We start from the raw sequence: 13,757 nt of genomic DNA on the forward strand, positions 1-13,757 counted from the left end.
AGCCCGCCGGGCGGGTAGACGGGGCAATGACCGTCGTCGGACTCGACGATACTGATTCGCGGACACGCGGGATGTGTACGACGTACGTCGCTCGCGAGATCGCCGACGCGCTTGCGGAGGCGGGCGCAACCGTCGGGGGGCTCCTGTTGGTTCGGCTCAACCCCGCGATCGAGCACAAGACCCGCGGCAACGCCGCCCTCGCGATCCACACTGACTACGATCCCGGGGAGGCGTTCGAGCTCGCCGGCCGGCAGGTCGAGGCCCTCAGCGAAACCGACGACCCGAACACCCAGCCCGGACTCGTCGTCGCGCCCGGTGATCCCAGTTCAGTTCCGGATTCGGTCGCCGAGTTCGCCCGTCGCGCTCTCAGGGACCGTCTCTCGCCCGACGAGGCGCTCGAACTCGCCGACACGTGGGGCTACTTCCATCGAGGCTGGTCGGGCGGGCGCGGGCGGATCGGCGCGCTCGCAGCGGTCGGTGCGGATCGGGCGTTCTCCGAGTGGACTTCGGAACTGATTGCCTATCGCGAGCGCGGGCGGTGGGGTTCCTCACGGGATGTCGACCCCGACTCCGTTTTCGAGGCTGCCGAGTCCGAGTACCCCGTCGTGTGGGACACGGTCGACCGCGAAACCGGGGATACGGTCTGTGTTCCCCATACGCCCGGCCCGGTTCTCTACGGCATTCGGGGTGACGATCCCCGTGCTGTTCGACGGGCCACAGAGCGCATCGAGAGCGAACCGGTCGCGGACAGCGCGCTCTTTACGACGAACCAAGGTACCGACGCCCACCTGCAGGACGGGGCGGTCGGCTCGGTCGGGGACGGCCGGGCCTACCGGGTAGAGGGAGCGGTTTCTACCCCGCCCCAGACCCGCCGGGGCGGCCACGTCTTCTTCGAGATCCGCGACGGGGACGATCGGTTGCGGTGTGCGGCGTTCGAACCCACGAAACGCTTTCGCGACCGGGTGCGCGCGCTTCGTGAGGGCGACCGGATCACCTCCTGTGGGGAGGTCTCGGATGAAACGCTGAAACTCGAGAAGTTCGCGGTGCGCGAACTGAATCGAATCGAACGTCGGAACCCGCGGTGTCCCGACTGCGGGCGCTCGATGGAGAGTGCCGGCCACGAACAGGGCTATCGCTGTCGGGACTGTTCGACGAGTGCGGAGCGGAAAGACGAGATCGAGGTTGAGCGCGACCTCGACCTGGGGTGGTACGAGGTGCCGCCGACGGCGCGACGCCACGTCGCGAAACCACTCGTCAGAGGTGGCTTCGACGGGCCGGTCCACCCCGAACGGTAGGCTACCAGTCGCCCGCTACATTCGTGTCTTCGGGTTCGGTCGGTGCCTCGTCGCCCCGCAACACCACATAGGCGATCGGGACGACGATCCCGATCGGGAACAGGAGGAACGACACGCCGACGGCGATCGACCATAGCAGTTCGTTGTTCTCGCGCTTGGCAGCGTCCTTGTAGACCCAGTAGCCGACGGCGATCCCGACAATCACGAGCACGACCGTCATGACCTGCGAGATCAGTATCAGCGTCTCCATGTCTACCGGGAAGTCCTCGGGGAGCTCCGACTGCAGCAACACGAGCGTCGAAAGCAACTGTTCCATCTATCGTCCCCCGCTTGCGCTGTCGATTCGATTCCCGATTCGCGTACCACGGTATTTTATTTCCACATAGAAGAACGGAAATTATACGCTATACTTCTTCTGATACATTATGTATATCTGATAATAATCCGGTCCCGGATCGGTATTGGTTTTATGAATCCGATGTATCATTCATTCGTTAGTATCGACAAGATATATGTATTTTGTTCAATAACGTCGGATTGATCAAAACTGTGTCTGCTATCGAACTGACGGACGTCACCAAACGATACGGCGAGGAAACGGCGCTCTCGGGGCTCGATCTCACGGTACGCGAGGGAGAGATATACGGGTTTCTCGGCCCCAACGGGGCGGGGAAATCGACGACGATCAACCTGCTTCTGGATTTCGTTCGGCCGACCTCCGGCGAGATCCGTGTGTTCGGCCACGATGCCAAAGAGGAGGGTCTCGCGATCCGCGAGCGGACTGGGATCCTGCCCGAAGGTGTCTCGCTGTACGACCGGCTGACCGGCCGTCAACACATCGAGTTCGCCATCGAGTCGAAGGCTGTAGACGACGACCCGGACGCGCTGTTCGAGCGGGTCGGGCTCGGCCCTGACGCCGCAGGTAAGAAAGTCGGTGGTTACTCGAAGGGGATGGCCCAACGCCTCGCGCTCGCGGCCGCGATCGCGGGCGAACCCGATCTCCTCATCCTCGACGAGCCTTCGACGGGGCTCGACCCCGCGGGCGCCCGCGAGATGCGCGAGATCATCCGCACCGAGCGCGATCGCGGCGCGACGATCTTCTTTTCGAGCCACATCCTCGAACAGGTCGATGCGGTCTGTGATCGCGTCGGTATCCTCCGGGACGGCGAACTCGTCGCCGAGGACACCGTCGACGGGCTCCGCGAATCGACGAGCGAGGAGACGACGCTGGTGGTCGAACTCGATCACCTGCCCGACGGTGCGACCGAGCAGGTCGCCGCGCTCGATGGGGTTTCGAACGTGACCACACAGGGGACGACCGCGACCGTCACCTGCCGGGACGAGGTGAAGACACGGGTCATCCGAGGCTTCGAGGAAGCGGGCGCGACCGTCGAGGACTTCGAGACCGAGGAGTCCTCGCTCGAGGACCTCTTCATCGACTACACGACGGGGGCGACCGCATGAGCGCGATCGCCATCGCCAAGAAGGACTTTCAGGACGCCGTGCGCTCGCGCGGGCTGATCGCGCTGACGGTGATCTTCGTTCTCTTTACCGTCGCCGGCGCCTACATCGGGACACAGATCTCCGGCTTGCTCGGCGAGGAAGCCGGCGACACGCTCGATCTGATCATCGCCCTCCAGACGCCCGCGAGCTTTCTGGTCCCGATCATCGCCCTGCTGATCGGCTACGGCGCCATCGCCGGCGAGCGAGAGAGCGGCAGCCTGAAGTTCTTGCTCGGGCTGCCTCACACCCGTGAGGACGTCGTCCTCGGGAAGGTACTCGGTCGAACGGGGGTCGTCGCGGTCTCGATCTTGATCGGCTTCATCGCCGGGATGATCGCCATCTTCGCGTTCACCGGTTCGTTCTCGGTCGTCGAGTACGCCGTCTTCACCCTGTTGACGATCGCGCTGGGCTTCGTCTACGTCTGTATCGGTGTCGGCCTCTCTTCGATGACCAAATCGACCACACGCGCCGCGATCGGTGCGTTCGGTCTACTCGCACTGTTCTGGATCCTCTGGGGCGTTATCGCCCAGTTGCTGCTGTATCTCATGTCGGGATCGGTCCTTCCCCAACCGCCGATTCCCGGCTGGTACGTCGCGTTCCTCTCGCTGCCCCCGGGACCAGCCTACGGTTCCGCGCTCGGAGCGGTCTTTGACGAGGGCGGTCTCGCCGTCGCGAGCACCTACGAGGGTCAGGGCCTCGTCGAGGGTGGAATCCCCATCGTCGCCGAACCGTGGTTCGGCTTCGTATTGCTCGCGGCGTGGGCGTTCGTTCCGCTGGCGCTCGGCCTGCTTCGGTTCGATCGCGTCGATCTGTAGAATCGAAGGGTTCTATCCCGTCCCCGCCGACGCCCTCACATGAACCGTTCGGTCCTCTTTACGGCACTCGCGGTGGGGCTGGTCGGGGCCGTTTCTCGCCCCGCTGTTCGGCCCGACCGCCGCGTATTCGCCGGTCGTCGCTTTTCTCGTCTGTGCATTCGGCGCGCTTGCCGGCCTGTGGATCGTCTCCTATGCTCTGGCGCTCGACGCTCGGTAGCCGCGCTCCCGCGCGGGCCGGGTCGAAAACCGTGAGCCCGAAATCGACAGCGCCAGCCCGAAGAACTTCGAGAACCGTTAGGTCCACTCCGCCTTCAGCCCGCTGCCCGTCAACGGGACGACCACGTCGTTGCCGTCGTCGAGAACGCCCCGCTCGCGGTACTCCCGCAGGGCGGCCGGCGCGACCGCACACGTCGGCTCCACGTAGAAGCCTGCCCGGTGGAGCCGGTCGAGTTCGCGTTCGGTCGCCGCCTCCTCGATCGCGATCGCGTCCCCCTCGCTCTCGGCGATCGCCTCGTGGATCTCCTCGCTGCGTACGGGTTCGCGAATCTGAATCCCGTCGGCCACGTCGTTCGTGTCCCCCCGCCCGCCGTGACGCCCGTCGGCGATCGGCGCGTAGCCGGCGGCCTGCGCGCCGAGCAATCTGGGCACGGAATCGATCCAGCCGGCCTCCGAAAGCGCTCGAAAGCCCCGATAGGCTCCCAGAAAGAGGGTGCCGTGACCCAGCGGGAGAACGACCGCGTCGGGGACCCGCCAGCCGCGCTGGGCGGCGATCTCGAACGCGACCGTCTGCGTGCCGGCGAAGAACGCGGGGTTCCACGCGTGGCTGGCGTACCAGCCGTCTCCTCCTTCCACCGCCTCGATACACGCCTCAGTGACCGCTTCTCGACTCCCTTCGACCGTCCGTACCTCGCCGCCCGCGCGCTCGATAGCGGCGACCTTCGAGGCTTTGACCCCTGCCGGTACGTAGATCTCCGCGTCGATCCCGGCACGCGCCGCGTAGGTCGCGACCGCCGCGCCCGCGTTCCCCGAGGAGTCCTCTATCACTCGTTCGACACCTAGCTCTGCGGCCCGCGAGAGGAGCGTCGTCGCACCCCGGTCCTTGAAACTCCCCGTCGGGAAGACGTACTCCAGTTTGAACGCGGCGTCCCAGTCGGGGGCGGCGACGAGCGGCGTAAAGCCCTCGCCCAGCGTGACCCGACGCTCGATCGGGACGAACTCCGAGAACGCCCACAGCCCGTGACGAGTGTCGAGGGCCGAAAACGACGGGGGCGGGCCATCGGGAAGCGGTCGGACGGCGAGTTCGAGTGGACTCCCGCACGAACAGCGCCACGGTTCGTCCGCGCTCGCGGGGTAGTGCCGGTCACAGGCCGGACACCGAAGATCGACGGCCATCAGTACGAGTCGATTCCGGTCGCGATCGAACAGACGTATTCGCCCGTTGCGACTTGGGGGAGCCGCCGCGAGCGCCAGAAGATCCCGTTGCCGTCGGCGCTCACGTCGGTTTTGATCGTCCCGAAGACGTCCCTGACGGTGAAGACCGTCTCGCCGCGCGAGACCCGCTCACCCAACTCCTTCTCGAAGCGGACCAGCCCGCCCGCGGGCGCGCCGTACTGGTCGAACCCGGTCGCGCGCGTCTGGTCCCCTGGATCGCTCTCCCCGTCGAGAAAGCCGTAGTGACGGAGCACGTTGAACACGCCCCGGACGCCGTACTGGATGCTCTCGTCGTCCCAGCCGACACAGCCACCCAGTTCGGGATCCACAGTGGGAATCCCCTCGTCGGGACCGACGCGTGCGAGCTGGCCGCTCGGTCCCTTCTGGTCGAGGACGTAGCCGCAGTCGAAGACCTTCGCGAGTTCGAGACACTCCTCGTGGAGGCGGTGGCGCGTCCCACAGCGCACCCGGACCTCGTTGAGCATCCGGCTGGTCGAGCCCTGATGGAGGTCGAGGATCAGGTCCGCCTCCGTTGCGGCCTGGAACGTGGCGTGGGCGATCCGTTCGGAGGAGGTCCCCTCGCTGTCGCCCGGGTAGGTGCGGTTGGTCTTCGTGTCGTCGATCGGGTTCCTGTGCTGTGCGACCTGAAACCCGTGGTAGTTGACGATCCCGACGACGAGGACGCTACCTGCAAGCTCTGTGGGATCGATCCGGGGGACGACCCGCTGAATCACGCCGATCCCGTTGAGTTCGTCGCCGTCGCTGGCGGCCTGTACGTAGAGCGTTTCACCGTCCCGTTCACCGTTTATCACCGCGACCGGCAGCCCGAACTCCCCGCCGTCGCGCGTCTCGCCGACGGGTAGCCGCCCCGTGTCGGTCTCGCCGGGGGCGGCCGCCGCCGTTCCGAGGCTCCTCATTACTCCTATTCGACGCGGCCACGCCCTTTAGGCGTTCGATTACCCGTCCGTGCGAAAGATCGACGCGATTTTGCGTTCCCCTCCCGAAGGGGATGGCGTGAACGAGGACCAACACGAGCCGTCGCTCGCGGGGCTGTTGCTCGCCCTCGGCGTCCGGCGAAACGCCGTCATCGGGTTCGCCGTCGGGGTCGCGCTCGCCGTCGGCGCGTACGTCTACCGGATCGTCCTCGTCGATGCGGCCCCAGGTGTCGAGAGTTCCCCCGTCTTGTTCGGCGCGCTCGCGGTGACGCTCGCGATGTCGGTCGGAGCGTTCGTCGCGATCTCGCTGACGGTCGCCGCGGCGGTTCAGCGTGCCCGTCGGATCGATTGAGAAACGATAATCCTTAACCGGGATGGTAATCAACCTTGAGTATGGCAGACGATCTGAAAAAGGGACTCGAAGGTGTGCTCGTCGCCGAATCCTCACTGAGCTACATCGATGGGGGGGAGGGAATGCTCGTGTATCGAGGGTACGCTATCGAGGACCTCGCCCACGAGGCGAGCTACGAGGAGGTGCTCCACCTGCTCTGGTACGGCGAACTCCCGACCCGCGAGGAGCTCGACGCGTTCAACGAGCGAATGGTCGCCGAACGCGCCGTCGACGACGCGATCCTCGACACCGTCGAGGCGCTCGCGGCCGCCGACGCCGAACCGATGGCCGCGCTTCGTACGGCGGTCTCCCAGCTCTCGAGTACGGACCCCGACGGTGAGACCGATCCCGAGGACCGCGAGGCCACCCTGGACAAGAGCCGTCGGCTCACGGCGAAGATCCCCACGATCATCGCCGCGTTCGACCGGTATCGCGACGGCAACGATCCCGTCGAGCCCCGCGAGGACTTGGGCCACGCAGCGAACTTCCTCTACATGCTCAACGACGAGGAACCCGACGAGATCGCGGAGGAGACGTTCGACGCGGCGCTCGTCCTTCACGCCGATCACGGCCTGAACGCCTCGACGTTCTCGGGGATGGTCACCGCGAGCACCCTTTCGGACGTCTACAGCGCGGCGACGAGCGCCGTCGGCACGCTCAAGGGCGCCTTGCATGGCGGCGCGAACCAGAACGTGATGAAGATGCTGAAAGAGGTCGACGACAGCGACAAGGACCCCGTTAAATGGGCGAAGGACGCCCTCGATTCGGGCCGCCGGGTCGCCGGGTTCGGCCACCGCGTCTACGACGTCAAGGACCCGCGAGCCTACATCCTCGGGGAGTTCTCCGAGTCGCTGGCCGAGGAGGCCGGCGAGATGAAGTGGTACGACTACAGCGTCGCCATCGAGGAGTTCATGCAAGAGGAGAAGGGAATCGCCCCGAACGTCGACTTCTACTCGGCGACGACCTACTACCAGATGGGGATCCCGATCGACCTCTTCACGCCGATCTTCGCGCTCTCGCGCGTCGGCGGCTGGACCGCCCACGTCGCAGAACAGTACGAGGACAACCGGATCATGCGTCCGCGCGCGCGCTATGTCGGCGACGAGGACCAGGAGTTCGTCCCCCTCGACGAGCGCTGACGAGTTCCCCTTCGAACGTGACGATTTCCAAACAGTTATGATGTCTTAACACCTTCTCAGACGATACGGGCACGTAACTCAGCCAGGACAGAGTACCGGGTCTCGCACCCGGCAGCCACGTGGTTCGAATCCCGTTGTGCCCGCTCACTCGCTTTGCCCGTTCGCCCGATTGAGGGGTGGAAACCGCCCCTCGCTACTCGCGCCAGCCCCGCTCTTTCGTCGCTGTTACTCCTTCGACTCCCGTGTGTGCGTCGCTTCGCTGACCGTAACCCGAAAGCACCCGTCGGACGAACCACGACTATGCCCCGATTCTTCGTCTACGGAACCCTCACCGACCCCGAGCGCCTCGCCGAGTTGCTCGACCGCTACGACCTCGGATCCGAAGCCACGCTGTACGGCCTTCACCGGGTCGACGGACGGTACCCGACGCTCGCGCCCGGCGGCGAAGTGGAGGGTAGATTGCTCGAAACGCCCGAAACCGATCGTCTCGACGCCTACGAGGGGGTCGGGCCGGGGCTCTACGTTCGGGTATCGGTTTCCGTCTCGGACGGCACGAGCGCCGACTGCTACGTCGGTGATCCCGACCGCCTCGACGCGGACGCCGAGTGGCCCGGGGCAGGTCCCTTCGCGGAACGCGTCCGATCGTATCTCGACGAACGTGTCGTCGAAATCGGCCACAAAGGATGACACCCGTGCGCCGTCCGTCTGACGGCCCGTCATATCGATTCCGTCGGGCGGTTTCACTTCCGTTTCGGACGGAATGGTTTTATATAGGTAGGGAGACCTCGTAGACCTGCACGTCACACGGTTCGTGCATTCCCCATCCGTCACCGATTTTTCCGAAGGAACCGTTAACAGTCCCCCTCGCGTAGCCGCCGATATGCTCGGTATTCAGGACATCTATGCGGCCCGCGAGCGCGTCGACCGGACGGCGCGTCACACTCCTCTGGAGTACTCACATACCTTTTCGGAGATGACCGGTGCGGACGTCCGCCTCAAACTCGAGACCTTCCAGCGGACGGGGTCGTTCAAGATCCGCGGGGCGACCAACCGCATCGCGACGCTCTCCGAAGCGGAGCGGGAGGCGGGCGTCGTCACCGCGAGCGCGGGCAATCACGCCCAGGGGGTCGCCCTTGCGGCCACCCGCGAGGGCGTCGACGCGATCGTCGTCATGCCCGAACACGCGCCGATCTCGAAGCTCAAAGCCACCCGGAGCTACGGCGCTGAGGTTCTCCTGTACGGCGAGGACTACGACGCCGCCGCCGAGCGCGCCCACGAGATCGAACGCGAGGAGGGACGAACCTACGTCCACGCCTTCGACGACGAGGCGGTGATGGCCGGCCAGGGGACCATCGGTCTCGAGATCGCGGAGGACTGCCCCGAGGTCGATACCGTGGTCGTGCCCATCGGCGGGGGCGGACTGATCTCGGGTATCGCGACCGCGCTCAAAGCACAGGAGCGCGATGTCCGGGTGATCGGCGTACAAGCGGAGGGCGCGGCGAGTACCGCCGACTCGCTCGCGAAGGGGTCGATTCGGGAGTGGGACAGCGTCGATACGATCGCCGACGGGATCGCGGTCGGCCAGCCCGGCAATCACACCTTCGAGGTGATCCGCGAACGCGTCGACGAGGTGGTGACGGTCTCGGATTCGGAGATCGCCGTCGCACTCGCGGCGCTGCTCGAACGCTCGAAGACGCTGGTCGAGGGGGCGGGAGCGGTGCCACTCGCGGCGCTCCTTTCGAACGCCTTCGACTACGAGGAAGGCGAGACGATCGTCCCGGCGCTGTGTGGCGGCAACATCGACCTGAACACGCTGACGACGGTGATCATGCGCGGGCTGGTCGAGACGGGGCGGTATCTGAAGATCCGAACGGTCTTGAAGGACCGACCAGGTGCGCTTCGCCAGCTGATCGATGTGATCTCCGAGAACCGCGCGAACATCTACGCGATCCAGCACGACCGGACGTCCCGTGACATCGCGATGAACGCCGCCGAGGTGGTGATCGACCTCGAAACCCGGGGCCACGACCACGTCGAGGAGTTACTGGCAGGGATGCGCGAGGAGGGCTACGAGGTTGAGGTTCTGGTGTAGATTTAAGAACGCCCCGGTCGAGGATGAGGTATGAAGCGGATCATCACCACGTCGGATGCACCCGAGGCGATCGGTGCGTACAGTCAGGCGACGACCGCGGGCGACCTGCTTTTCAGTGCCGGACAGATCGCGCTGACCCCCGACGGTGAGATGCTCGCCAACGAGTCCGTCGCGGTTCAGACCCGCCAGTGTCTCGACAACGTCACGGGCATCCTCGAAAGCGAGGGACTCTCGACCGAGCACGTCGTCAAGACGACGATCTACCTCGACGACATCGCCGATTTCGATGAGATGAACGAGGCGTACGGCGAGTATTTCGCGGACGATCCGCCGGCCCGAAGCGCCTTCGAGGTCGGGGCGCTCCCGAAGGGGGCGGCCGTCGAGATCGAGGCCATCGCGACGACCGAGTGATGGACCCGCGGTTGAAGGCCAGCCTGCTGTGGGGGGCGATCGGGGCGCTTTCGTTTCTGGTCCTGATTCAGGGCTACGAACTGCTCTCGGCCGATCGTCTCTCCGGTTCGCTGAAGTTCGTGGTCGCGGCGATCGTCGCCCTCGTCGCCAGCGGATCGGCGTACGCCGTCGAGCCGGTTCTGTTCGACGAGAACGGAAGGGTTTAAACGCGAACGGCAGGTAAGGACGGTGTAAGCCGGGATGGCCGAACGGTAAAGCGCACGCCTGGAAAGCGTGTTCCCGTATGGGATTCTGGGTTCAAATCCCAGTCCCGGCGTTTTTCCGATTTCGACCCCACGAGCGTTTCGTCGTGCTCTCACGGTTCGAGCGGGAGTGCCGTCCGTTCGTCCGTCGTCGGATCGGTTACCGGATCTCGTCGAGCGGGACGTAGGATCCACGTTTGGCCGCGATCCAGCGGCTGTTGGGACGCCCCCGAGTCGCATCGAAGACGACGACCTCGTCGGTTTCGAACTCCCCGTTCAGCCCGACCCCACCGGGATTGAACGTATACCGGATCGCGAACGTCGGCCAGTCGTCGGTCGATCGCGGTCGTCTCGACCGGCCGTCAGTCATCTGTTTGCTCGTCGGGAAACGACGCTTCGAGCCGGTCGAGATGCTCGATCGCCTCCTGGAGGTCCACCATCTGTCCGGCCCGTAAGTCGTCGTGCTCGTGGGACACTTCCTCCAAGAGCGTTTTCGCCGCGGCGACCTTCGTCGGGAGTGGGATCGAACTCATCAGTTCGATCGCCCCCCGCGAGACGACCGGCCCATCGTCGCGCTCTCGAGCCGACGGTGCTCGCAGTGCCGGCGACGCGGATCGACTACTGTCGGCCCGACCGGCGATCCCGGCGGTGTGAATTCGACGGTACTTCTCGGAAACCGATTTGCGGGCTGGATGCGGTGATACATGACAGTGCTCTCCTGCTCCAATACTATCTAATTAAATATATATCTTAAATAATATATATGTAACTCGCCGGTTACTCGCAGGTAAGGACGCAAAGAAATATTATATCTATAATATAATAAAGTATATGTATTTATAGATGTAATCGACGGTACTGCATACGTTGTTCCGCTCATGACGACCGTCCATGTCCTCTATATCGGCCGTGCGGCCCGTACGCTCGAACGGCTACTCGCCGAATCCGACACTTCGTCTCCGATCATCGTCACCGCCGTCCCGACGGTCGAGGCGGCCGTCGAGTGGCTTTCGACCGGACAGTCGGACTGTCTGGTCTGGGGCCTCGACTGCGAGGACGCTCCCCAACTGGAGCGGCTGTTCTCGATCGCACCCGGAGTTCCGGTCGTGGTTCCCGAGTCGACCTCGCCGCCCGAGTGTCTCGAGAGAGACGCTCCCTCGATCACGCGGACGCGCGACAGCTCGCTCGTCGAGGCGGTGAGATCGACCGCGGAGCCGGATGACGCCCCTCTGGACTCGCCGCCGGAGGTGATCCTCTCGTTGCTCGATCGGTCGGCCGATCGGATCGCCAGGATCGACCGTGAAGGGATCTACCGGTCGGTAAGCGAGAAGCTGGCCGATAGCCTCGACCGGTCGAGCGCGGAGCTACTCGAGGCCTCGGTCGGAACCGCCTGTCCGGGTGATCCCGAGACCGTCGTCGAGCACGGCCGTCGGGCGATCGAGACGGGGACGATACAGCGAGACTCGGACGGGACCTATCGGTACGTCTACGTCCCGATCGACGGCGAACAGTTCCAACTCGTCGTTCAGGATCCCGAGCCGGCGACGAACGGTCAGCGGGTCGAACCCGCAAACGAGTTCATCGAGACCGTCCTCGACCGGTTGACGGACATCTTCTTCGTCTTCGACCTGTCCGGTCGGTTCCTCCACTGGAACGACCGCCTCACCGAGGTGACCGGCTACACCGACGAGGAGATCCAGTCGATGACGCCGATGGAGTTCTTCGTCAAGGAGGACTACGAGCGGATCGATTCGGCCATCTCCGAGATCGTCGAGACCGGCGATGCGACCGAGATCGTTCGCATCCGAACCCATGGAGGGCAGTTGTTACCCTACGAGTTCACCGGATCGATGGTCACCCACGAGGACGGAGCGCCCCGATACGTCTGCGGGGTCGCACGCGACGTCTCGCGCCGCCGCCGCTCGGAACGGGTGTTGCGCGAGCGCGAACAGGCGCTTGCGAACCTCATTCGAAACTTGCCGGGCGTGGTCTATCGGTACCGAAACGAGTCGGGGTTTCCCGTGGAGTTCATGAGCGAGGGCTGTTCGAGCCTGACTGGCTATCCGAGGGACCACCTCGAATCCGGCGAACTCTCCTGGATGAACGACGTGATCCATCCCGAGGATCGCGCGGGCGTCAAGCGCGACGTACGGGAGGCACTCGAGGCCGGCGAGCAGTACCAGACGACCTACCGCGTCGAAACCGCCGGCGACGGGATCCGGTGGATCTGGGAACAGGGAGGCGGGGTCGACGCGCCCGACGGGACGGTCGAGTACCTCGACGGGTACCTCACCGAGATCACCGATATCGTCGAGATCGAGGAGGAACTACGCCGCGAGAAGGCCTTCACCGAGAGCGCGCTCGACGCCCAACCCGACCTGTTCTACGTCTTCGCGCCCGACGGTACCATCCTGCGCTGGAACGACCGGTACAACGAGGTGACCGGCTACACCGACGAGGAGATCCAGTCGATGCACCCCATCGACTTCATCGCCGACGAGGACGTCCCGCAGGTACTCGATACGGTCGAAGCGCTCACGGATGATCACGAGTCGGTCTCGATCGAGGCCACGCTCGTGAGCAAGGACGGGACGCATATTCCCTACGAGTTCACCGGCTCCGTCATCGAGGACATCGGCGAACCGACCTTCGACACCCACGAGGCCGACGTCTACATCTGTGGTACGGGCCGTGACATCTCCCAGCGGGTCACCGCCGAGCGAGAACGCCAGGAGGCGATCACCGAACTCGAGCGCTCGAACGCCGAACTCGAACGCTTCGCCTACGTGGCGTCTCACGACCTCAAGGAACCGCTTCGAATGATCCGGAGCTATCTCGACCTGATCCAGCGCCGCTACGAGAGCGAACTCGACGAGGACGCGGACGAGTTCATCACCTACGCCGTCGACGGCGCAGAACGGATGCGACAGATGATCGACGATCTGCTGACCTACTCCCGTGTCGGTACCGACGACATCACGCTTCAGTCGGTCGACTGCAACGCGGTTCTCGATCGGGTCATCGACGCGCTTCGTCTCTCGATCGAGGAGACGGACGCCGATATCACGGTCGAACCGCTTCCGACCATCGAGGCTGACGACCAGCAGCTCGGTCAGCTCTTTCAGAACCTCGTCAGTAACGCCATCGCCTACGCGGGTGATTCATCGCCGAGTGTCCGCATCTCCGCGAGCGACCGCGGGGATGAATGGCGTTTTTCGGTCTCGGATTCGGGTGTCGGTATCGAGCCCGATATGACCGACGAGGTGTTCGAGATCTTCTCTTCGGGATCGGCCTCCTCGAGCACCGGAATCGGCTTGGCTATCTGTCAGAAGATCATCCGGCGCCACGACGGCGAGATCTGGGTCGAATCCGAACCCGGCGTCGGTTCGACGTTTCATTTTACCGTACCAAGCGGAAAACCGATCGACGCCGAAGGCGGACTCGAACCGTCGGATGGATAGCGCCCGTACCACTCTTGCTCTTCGAGGCGTTTATTGTGGTAT

At 64.5% G+C, this 13,757-nt stretch carries 16 protein-coding genes and 2 tRNA genes; 12 read left to right on the forward strand and 6 right to left on the reverse strand.

Annotated elements, in window-relative coordinates:
• The first annotated feature begins 26 nt into the window (after positions 1–26).
• Positions 27–1,295: a tRNA(Ile)(2)-agmatinylcytidine synthase gene (locus EAO80_RS05610; RefSeq protein ID WP_122088949.1), complete on the forward strand. Its 1,269-nt coding sequence runs from the start codon at positions 27–29 to the stop codon at positions 1,293–1,295.
• A gap of 1 nt (position 1,296) precedes the next feature.
• Here EAO80_RS05610 and EAO80_RS05615 read toward each other — a convergent pair whose 3' ends face one another.
• Positions 1,297–1,611, reverse strand: coding sequence for a hypothetical protein (locus EAO80_RS05615; RefSeq protein ID WP_122088950.1), 315 nt, complete (start codon positions 1,609–1,611; stop codon positions 1,297–1,299).
• Positions 1,612–1,844: 233 nt separating this feature from the next.
• On the opposite strand from EAO80_RS05615, the gene EAO80_RS05620 reads away from it, so the two are divergent.
• Together EAO80_RS05620 and EAO80_RS05625 are read left to right on the forward strand one after the other, a co-directional pair.
• A complete protein-coding gene (locus tag EAO80_RS05620) occupies positions 1,845–2,759 on the forward strand; it encodes an ABC transporter ATP-binding protein (RefSeq protein ID WP_122089006.1) in 915 nt (304 codons plus the stop codon).
• A complete protein-coding gene (locus EAO80_RS05625) occupies positions 2,756–3,613 on the forward strand; it encodes an ABC transporter permease (protein ID WP_122088951.1) in 858 nt (285 codons plus the stop codon). Before EAO80_RS05620 ends, EAO80_RS05625 begins: the two co-directional genes overlap by 4 nt.
• A gap of 58 nt (positions 3,614–3,671) precedes the next feature.
• Here EAO80_RS05625 and EAO80_RS19535 read toward each other — a convergent pair whose 3' ends face one another.
• From EAO80_RS19535 to EAO80_RS05635, 3 genes are read right to left on the reverse strand one after another with little or no spacing between them, the layout of a single operon-like run.
• Complete coding sequence (locus EAO80_RS19535; protein WP_162993900.1) at positions 3,672–3,917, reverse strand: hypothetical protein; 246 nt, start codon at positions 3,915–3,917, stop codon at positions 3,672–3,674.
• A complete protein-coding gene (locus EAO80_RS05630; RefSeq protein ID WP_122088952.1) occupies positions 3,908–5,005 on the reverse strand; it encodes a threonine synthase in 1,098 nt (365 codons plus the stop codon). Before EAO80_RS05630 ends, EAO80_RS19535 begins: the two co-directional genes overlap by 10 nt.
• Positions 5,005–5,961, reverse strand: coding sequence for a succinylglutamate desuccinylase/aspartoacylase family protein (locus tag EAO80_RS05635; protein ID WP_122088953.1), 957 nt, complete (start codon positions 5,959–5,961; stop codon positions 5,005–5,007). Before EAO80_RS05635 ends, EAO80_RS05630 begins: the two co-directional genes overlap by 1 nt.
• 97 nt (positions 5,962–6,058) lie before the next feature.
• Here EAO80_RS05635 and EAO80_RS05640 point away from each other — a divergent pair, with 97 nt between their 5' ends.
• The 8 genes from EAO80_RS05640 (at position 6,059) to EAO80_RS05675 (ending at position 10,328) form a co-directional block, all read left to right on the forward strand.
• The gene (locus tag EAO80_RS05640; protein WP_122088954.1) at positions 6,059–6,331 is read left to right on the forward strand and encodes a DUF7536 family protein; all 273 of its coding nucleotides are present in this window, start codon (positions 6,059–6,061) and stop codon (positions 6,329–6,331) included.
• 41 nt (positions 6,332–6,372) lie between these two features.
• On the forward strand, positions 6,373–7,509 hold the full coding sequence (citZ, locus tag EAO80_RS05645; RefSeq protein ID WP_122088955.1) for a citrate synthase: 1,137 nt from the start codon (positions 6,373–6,375) through the stop codon (positions 7,507–7,509).
• 67 nt (positions 7,510–7,576) lie between these two features.
• Positions 7,577–7,652: transfer RNA gene (locus EAO80_RS05650), tRNA-Arg, on the forward strand.
• Between the two features lie 157 nt (positions 7,653–7,809).
• Entirely contained in the window at positions 7,810–8,196 is a 387-nt protein-coding gene (locus EAO80_RS05655; RefSeq protein ID WP_122088956.1) for a gamma-glutamylcyclotransferase family protein, read from the forward strand.
• 193 nt (positions 8,197–8,389) lie between these two features.
• A complete protein-coding gene (gene ilvA, locus EAO80_RS05660; RefSeq protein WP_122088957.1) occupies positions 8,390–9,601 on the forward strand; it encodes a threonine ammonia-lyase in 1,212 nt (403 codons plus the stop codon).
• A gap of 30 nt (positions 9,602–9,631) precedes the next feature.
• A complete protein-coding gene (locus tag EAO80_RS05665) occupies positions 9,632–10,012 on the forward strand; it encodes a Rid family detoxifying hydrolase (protein ID WP_122088958.1) in 381 nt (126 codons plus the stop codon).
• Positions 10,012–10,218 (forward strand): hypothetical protein, encoded by a 207-nt coding sequence (locus EAO80_RS05670; RefSeq protein ID WP_122088959.1) that lies wholly within the window; start codon positions 10,012–10,014, stop codon positions 10,216–10,218. Before EAO80_RS05665 ends, EAO80_RS05670 begins: the two co-directional genes overlap by 1 nt.
• 28 nt (positions 10,219–10,246) lie before the next feature.
• A tRNA-Ser gene (locus EAO80_RS05675) sits at positions 10,247–10,328 on the forward strand.
• 86 nt (positions 10,329–10,414) lie between these two features.
• On the opposite strand, the gene EAO80_RS05680 is transcribed toward EAO80_RS05675, so the two are convergent.
• Together EAO80_RS05680 and EAO80_RS19540 are read right to left on the reverse strand one after the other, a co-directional pair.
• Positions 10,415–10,624: a hypothetical protein gene (locus tag EAO80_RS05680; protein WP_122088960.1), complete on the reverse strand. Its 210-nt coding sequence runs from the start codon at positions 10,622–10,624 to the stop codon at positions 10,415–10,417.
• On the reverse strand, positions 10,617–10,787 hold the full coding sequence (locus EAO80_RS19540) for a hypothetical protein (protein WP_162993902.1): 171 nt from the start codon (positions 10,785–10,787) through the stop codon (positions 10,617–10,619). Before EAO80_RS19540 ends, EAO80_RS05680 begins: the two co-directional genes overlap by 8 nt.
• A gap of 345 nt (positions 10,788–11,132) precedes the next feature.
• On the opposite strand from EAO80_RS19540, the gene EAO80_RS05685 reads away from it, so the two are divergent.
• Positions 11,133–13,715, forward strand: coding sequence for a PAS domain-containing sensor histidine kinase (locus tag EAO80_RS05685; protein ID WP_122088961.1), 2,583 nt, complete (start codon positions 11,133–11,135; stop codon positions 13,713–13,715).
• Positions 13,716–13,757: the final 42 nt, after the last annotated feature.

Origin of the sequence: Halalkalicoccus subterraneus, from assembly GCF_003697815.1 — an archaeon.
GTDB classification, from domain to species: Archaea; Halobacteriota; Halobacteria; order Halobacteriales; family Halalkalicoccaceae; genus Halalkalicoccus; species Halalkalicoccus subterraneus.

What these genes read in the sequence shown, in the direction of transcription:
- EAO80_RS05610 (WP_122088949.1), top strand. Translation starts at nt 27, where the DNA reads ATGACCGTCGTCGGACTCGACGATACTGATTCGCGGACACGCGGGATG.
- EAO80_RS05615 (WP_122088950.1), bottom strand. Translation starts at nt 1,611, where the DNA reads ATGGAACAGTTGCTTTCGACGCTCGTGTTGCTGCAGTCGGAGCTCCCC.
- EAO80_RS05625 (WP_122088951.1), top strand. Translation starts at nt 2,756, where the DNA reads ATGAGCGCGATCGCCATCGCCAAGAAGGACTTTCAGGACGCCGTGCGC.
- EAO80_RS05630 (WP_122088952.1), bottom strand. Translation starts at nt 5,005, where the DNA reads ATGGCCGTCGATCTTCGGTGTCCGGCCTGTGACCGGCACTACCCCGCG.
- EAO80_RS05635 (WP_122088953.1), bottom strand. Translation starts at nt 5,961, where the DNA reads ATGAGGAGCCTCGGAACGGCGGCGGCCGCCCCCGGCGAGACCGACACG.
- citZ (WP_122088955.1), top strand. Translation starts at nt 6,373, where the DNA reads ATGGCAGACGATCTGAAAAAGGGACTCGAAGGTGTGCTCGTCGCCGAA.
- EAO80_RS05655 (WP_122088956.1), top strand. Translation starts at nt 7,810, where the DNA reads ATGCCCCGATTCTTCGTCTACGGAACCCTCACCGACCCCGAGCGCCTC.
- ilvA (WP_122088957.1), top strand. Translation starts at nt 8,390, where the DNA reads ATGCTCGGTATTCAGGACATCTATGCGGCCCGCGAGCGCGTCGACCGG.
- EAO80_RS05665 (WP_122088958.1), top strand. Translation starts at nt 9,632, where the DNA reads ATGAAGCGGATCATCACCACGTCGGATGCACCCGAGGCGATCGGTGCG.
- EAO80_RS05670 (WP_122088959.1), top strand. Translation starts at nt 10,012, where the DNA reads ATGGACCCGCGGTTGAAGGCCAGCCTGCTGTGGGGGGCGATCGGGGCG.
- EAO80_RS05680 (WP_122088960.1), bottom strand. Translation starts at nt 10,624, where the DNA reads ATGACTGACGGCCGGTCGAGACGACCGCGATCGACCGACGACTGGCCG.
- EAO80_RS19540 (WP_162993902.1), bottom strand. Translation starts at nt 10,787, where the DNA reads ATGAGTTCGATCCCACTCCCGACGAAGGTCGCCGCGGCGAAAACGCTC.
- EAO80_RS05685 (WP_122088961.1), top strand. Translation starts at nt 11,133, where the DNA reads ATGACGACCGTCCATGTCCTCTATATCGGCCGTGCGGCCCGTACGCTC.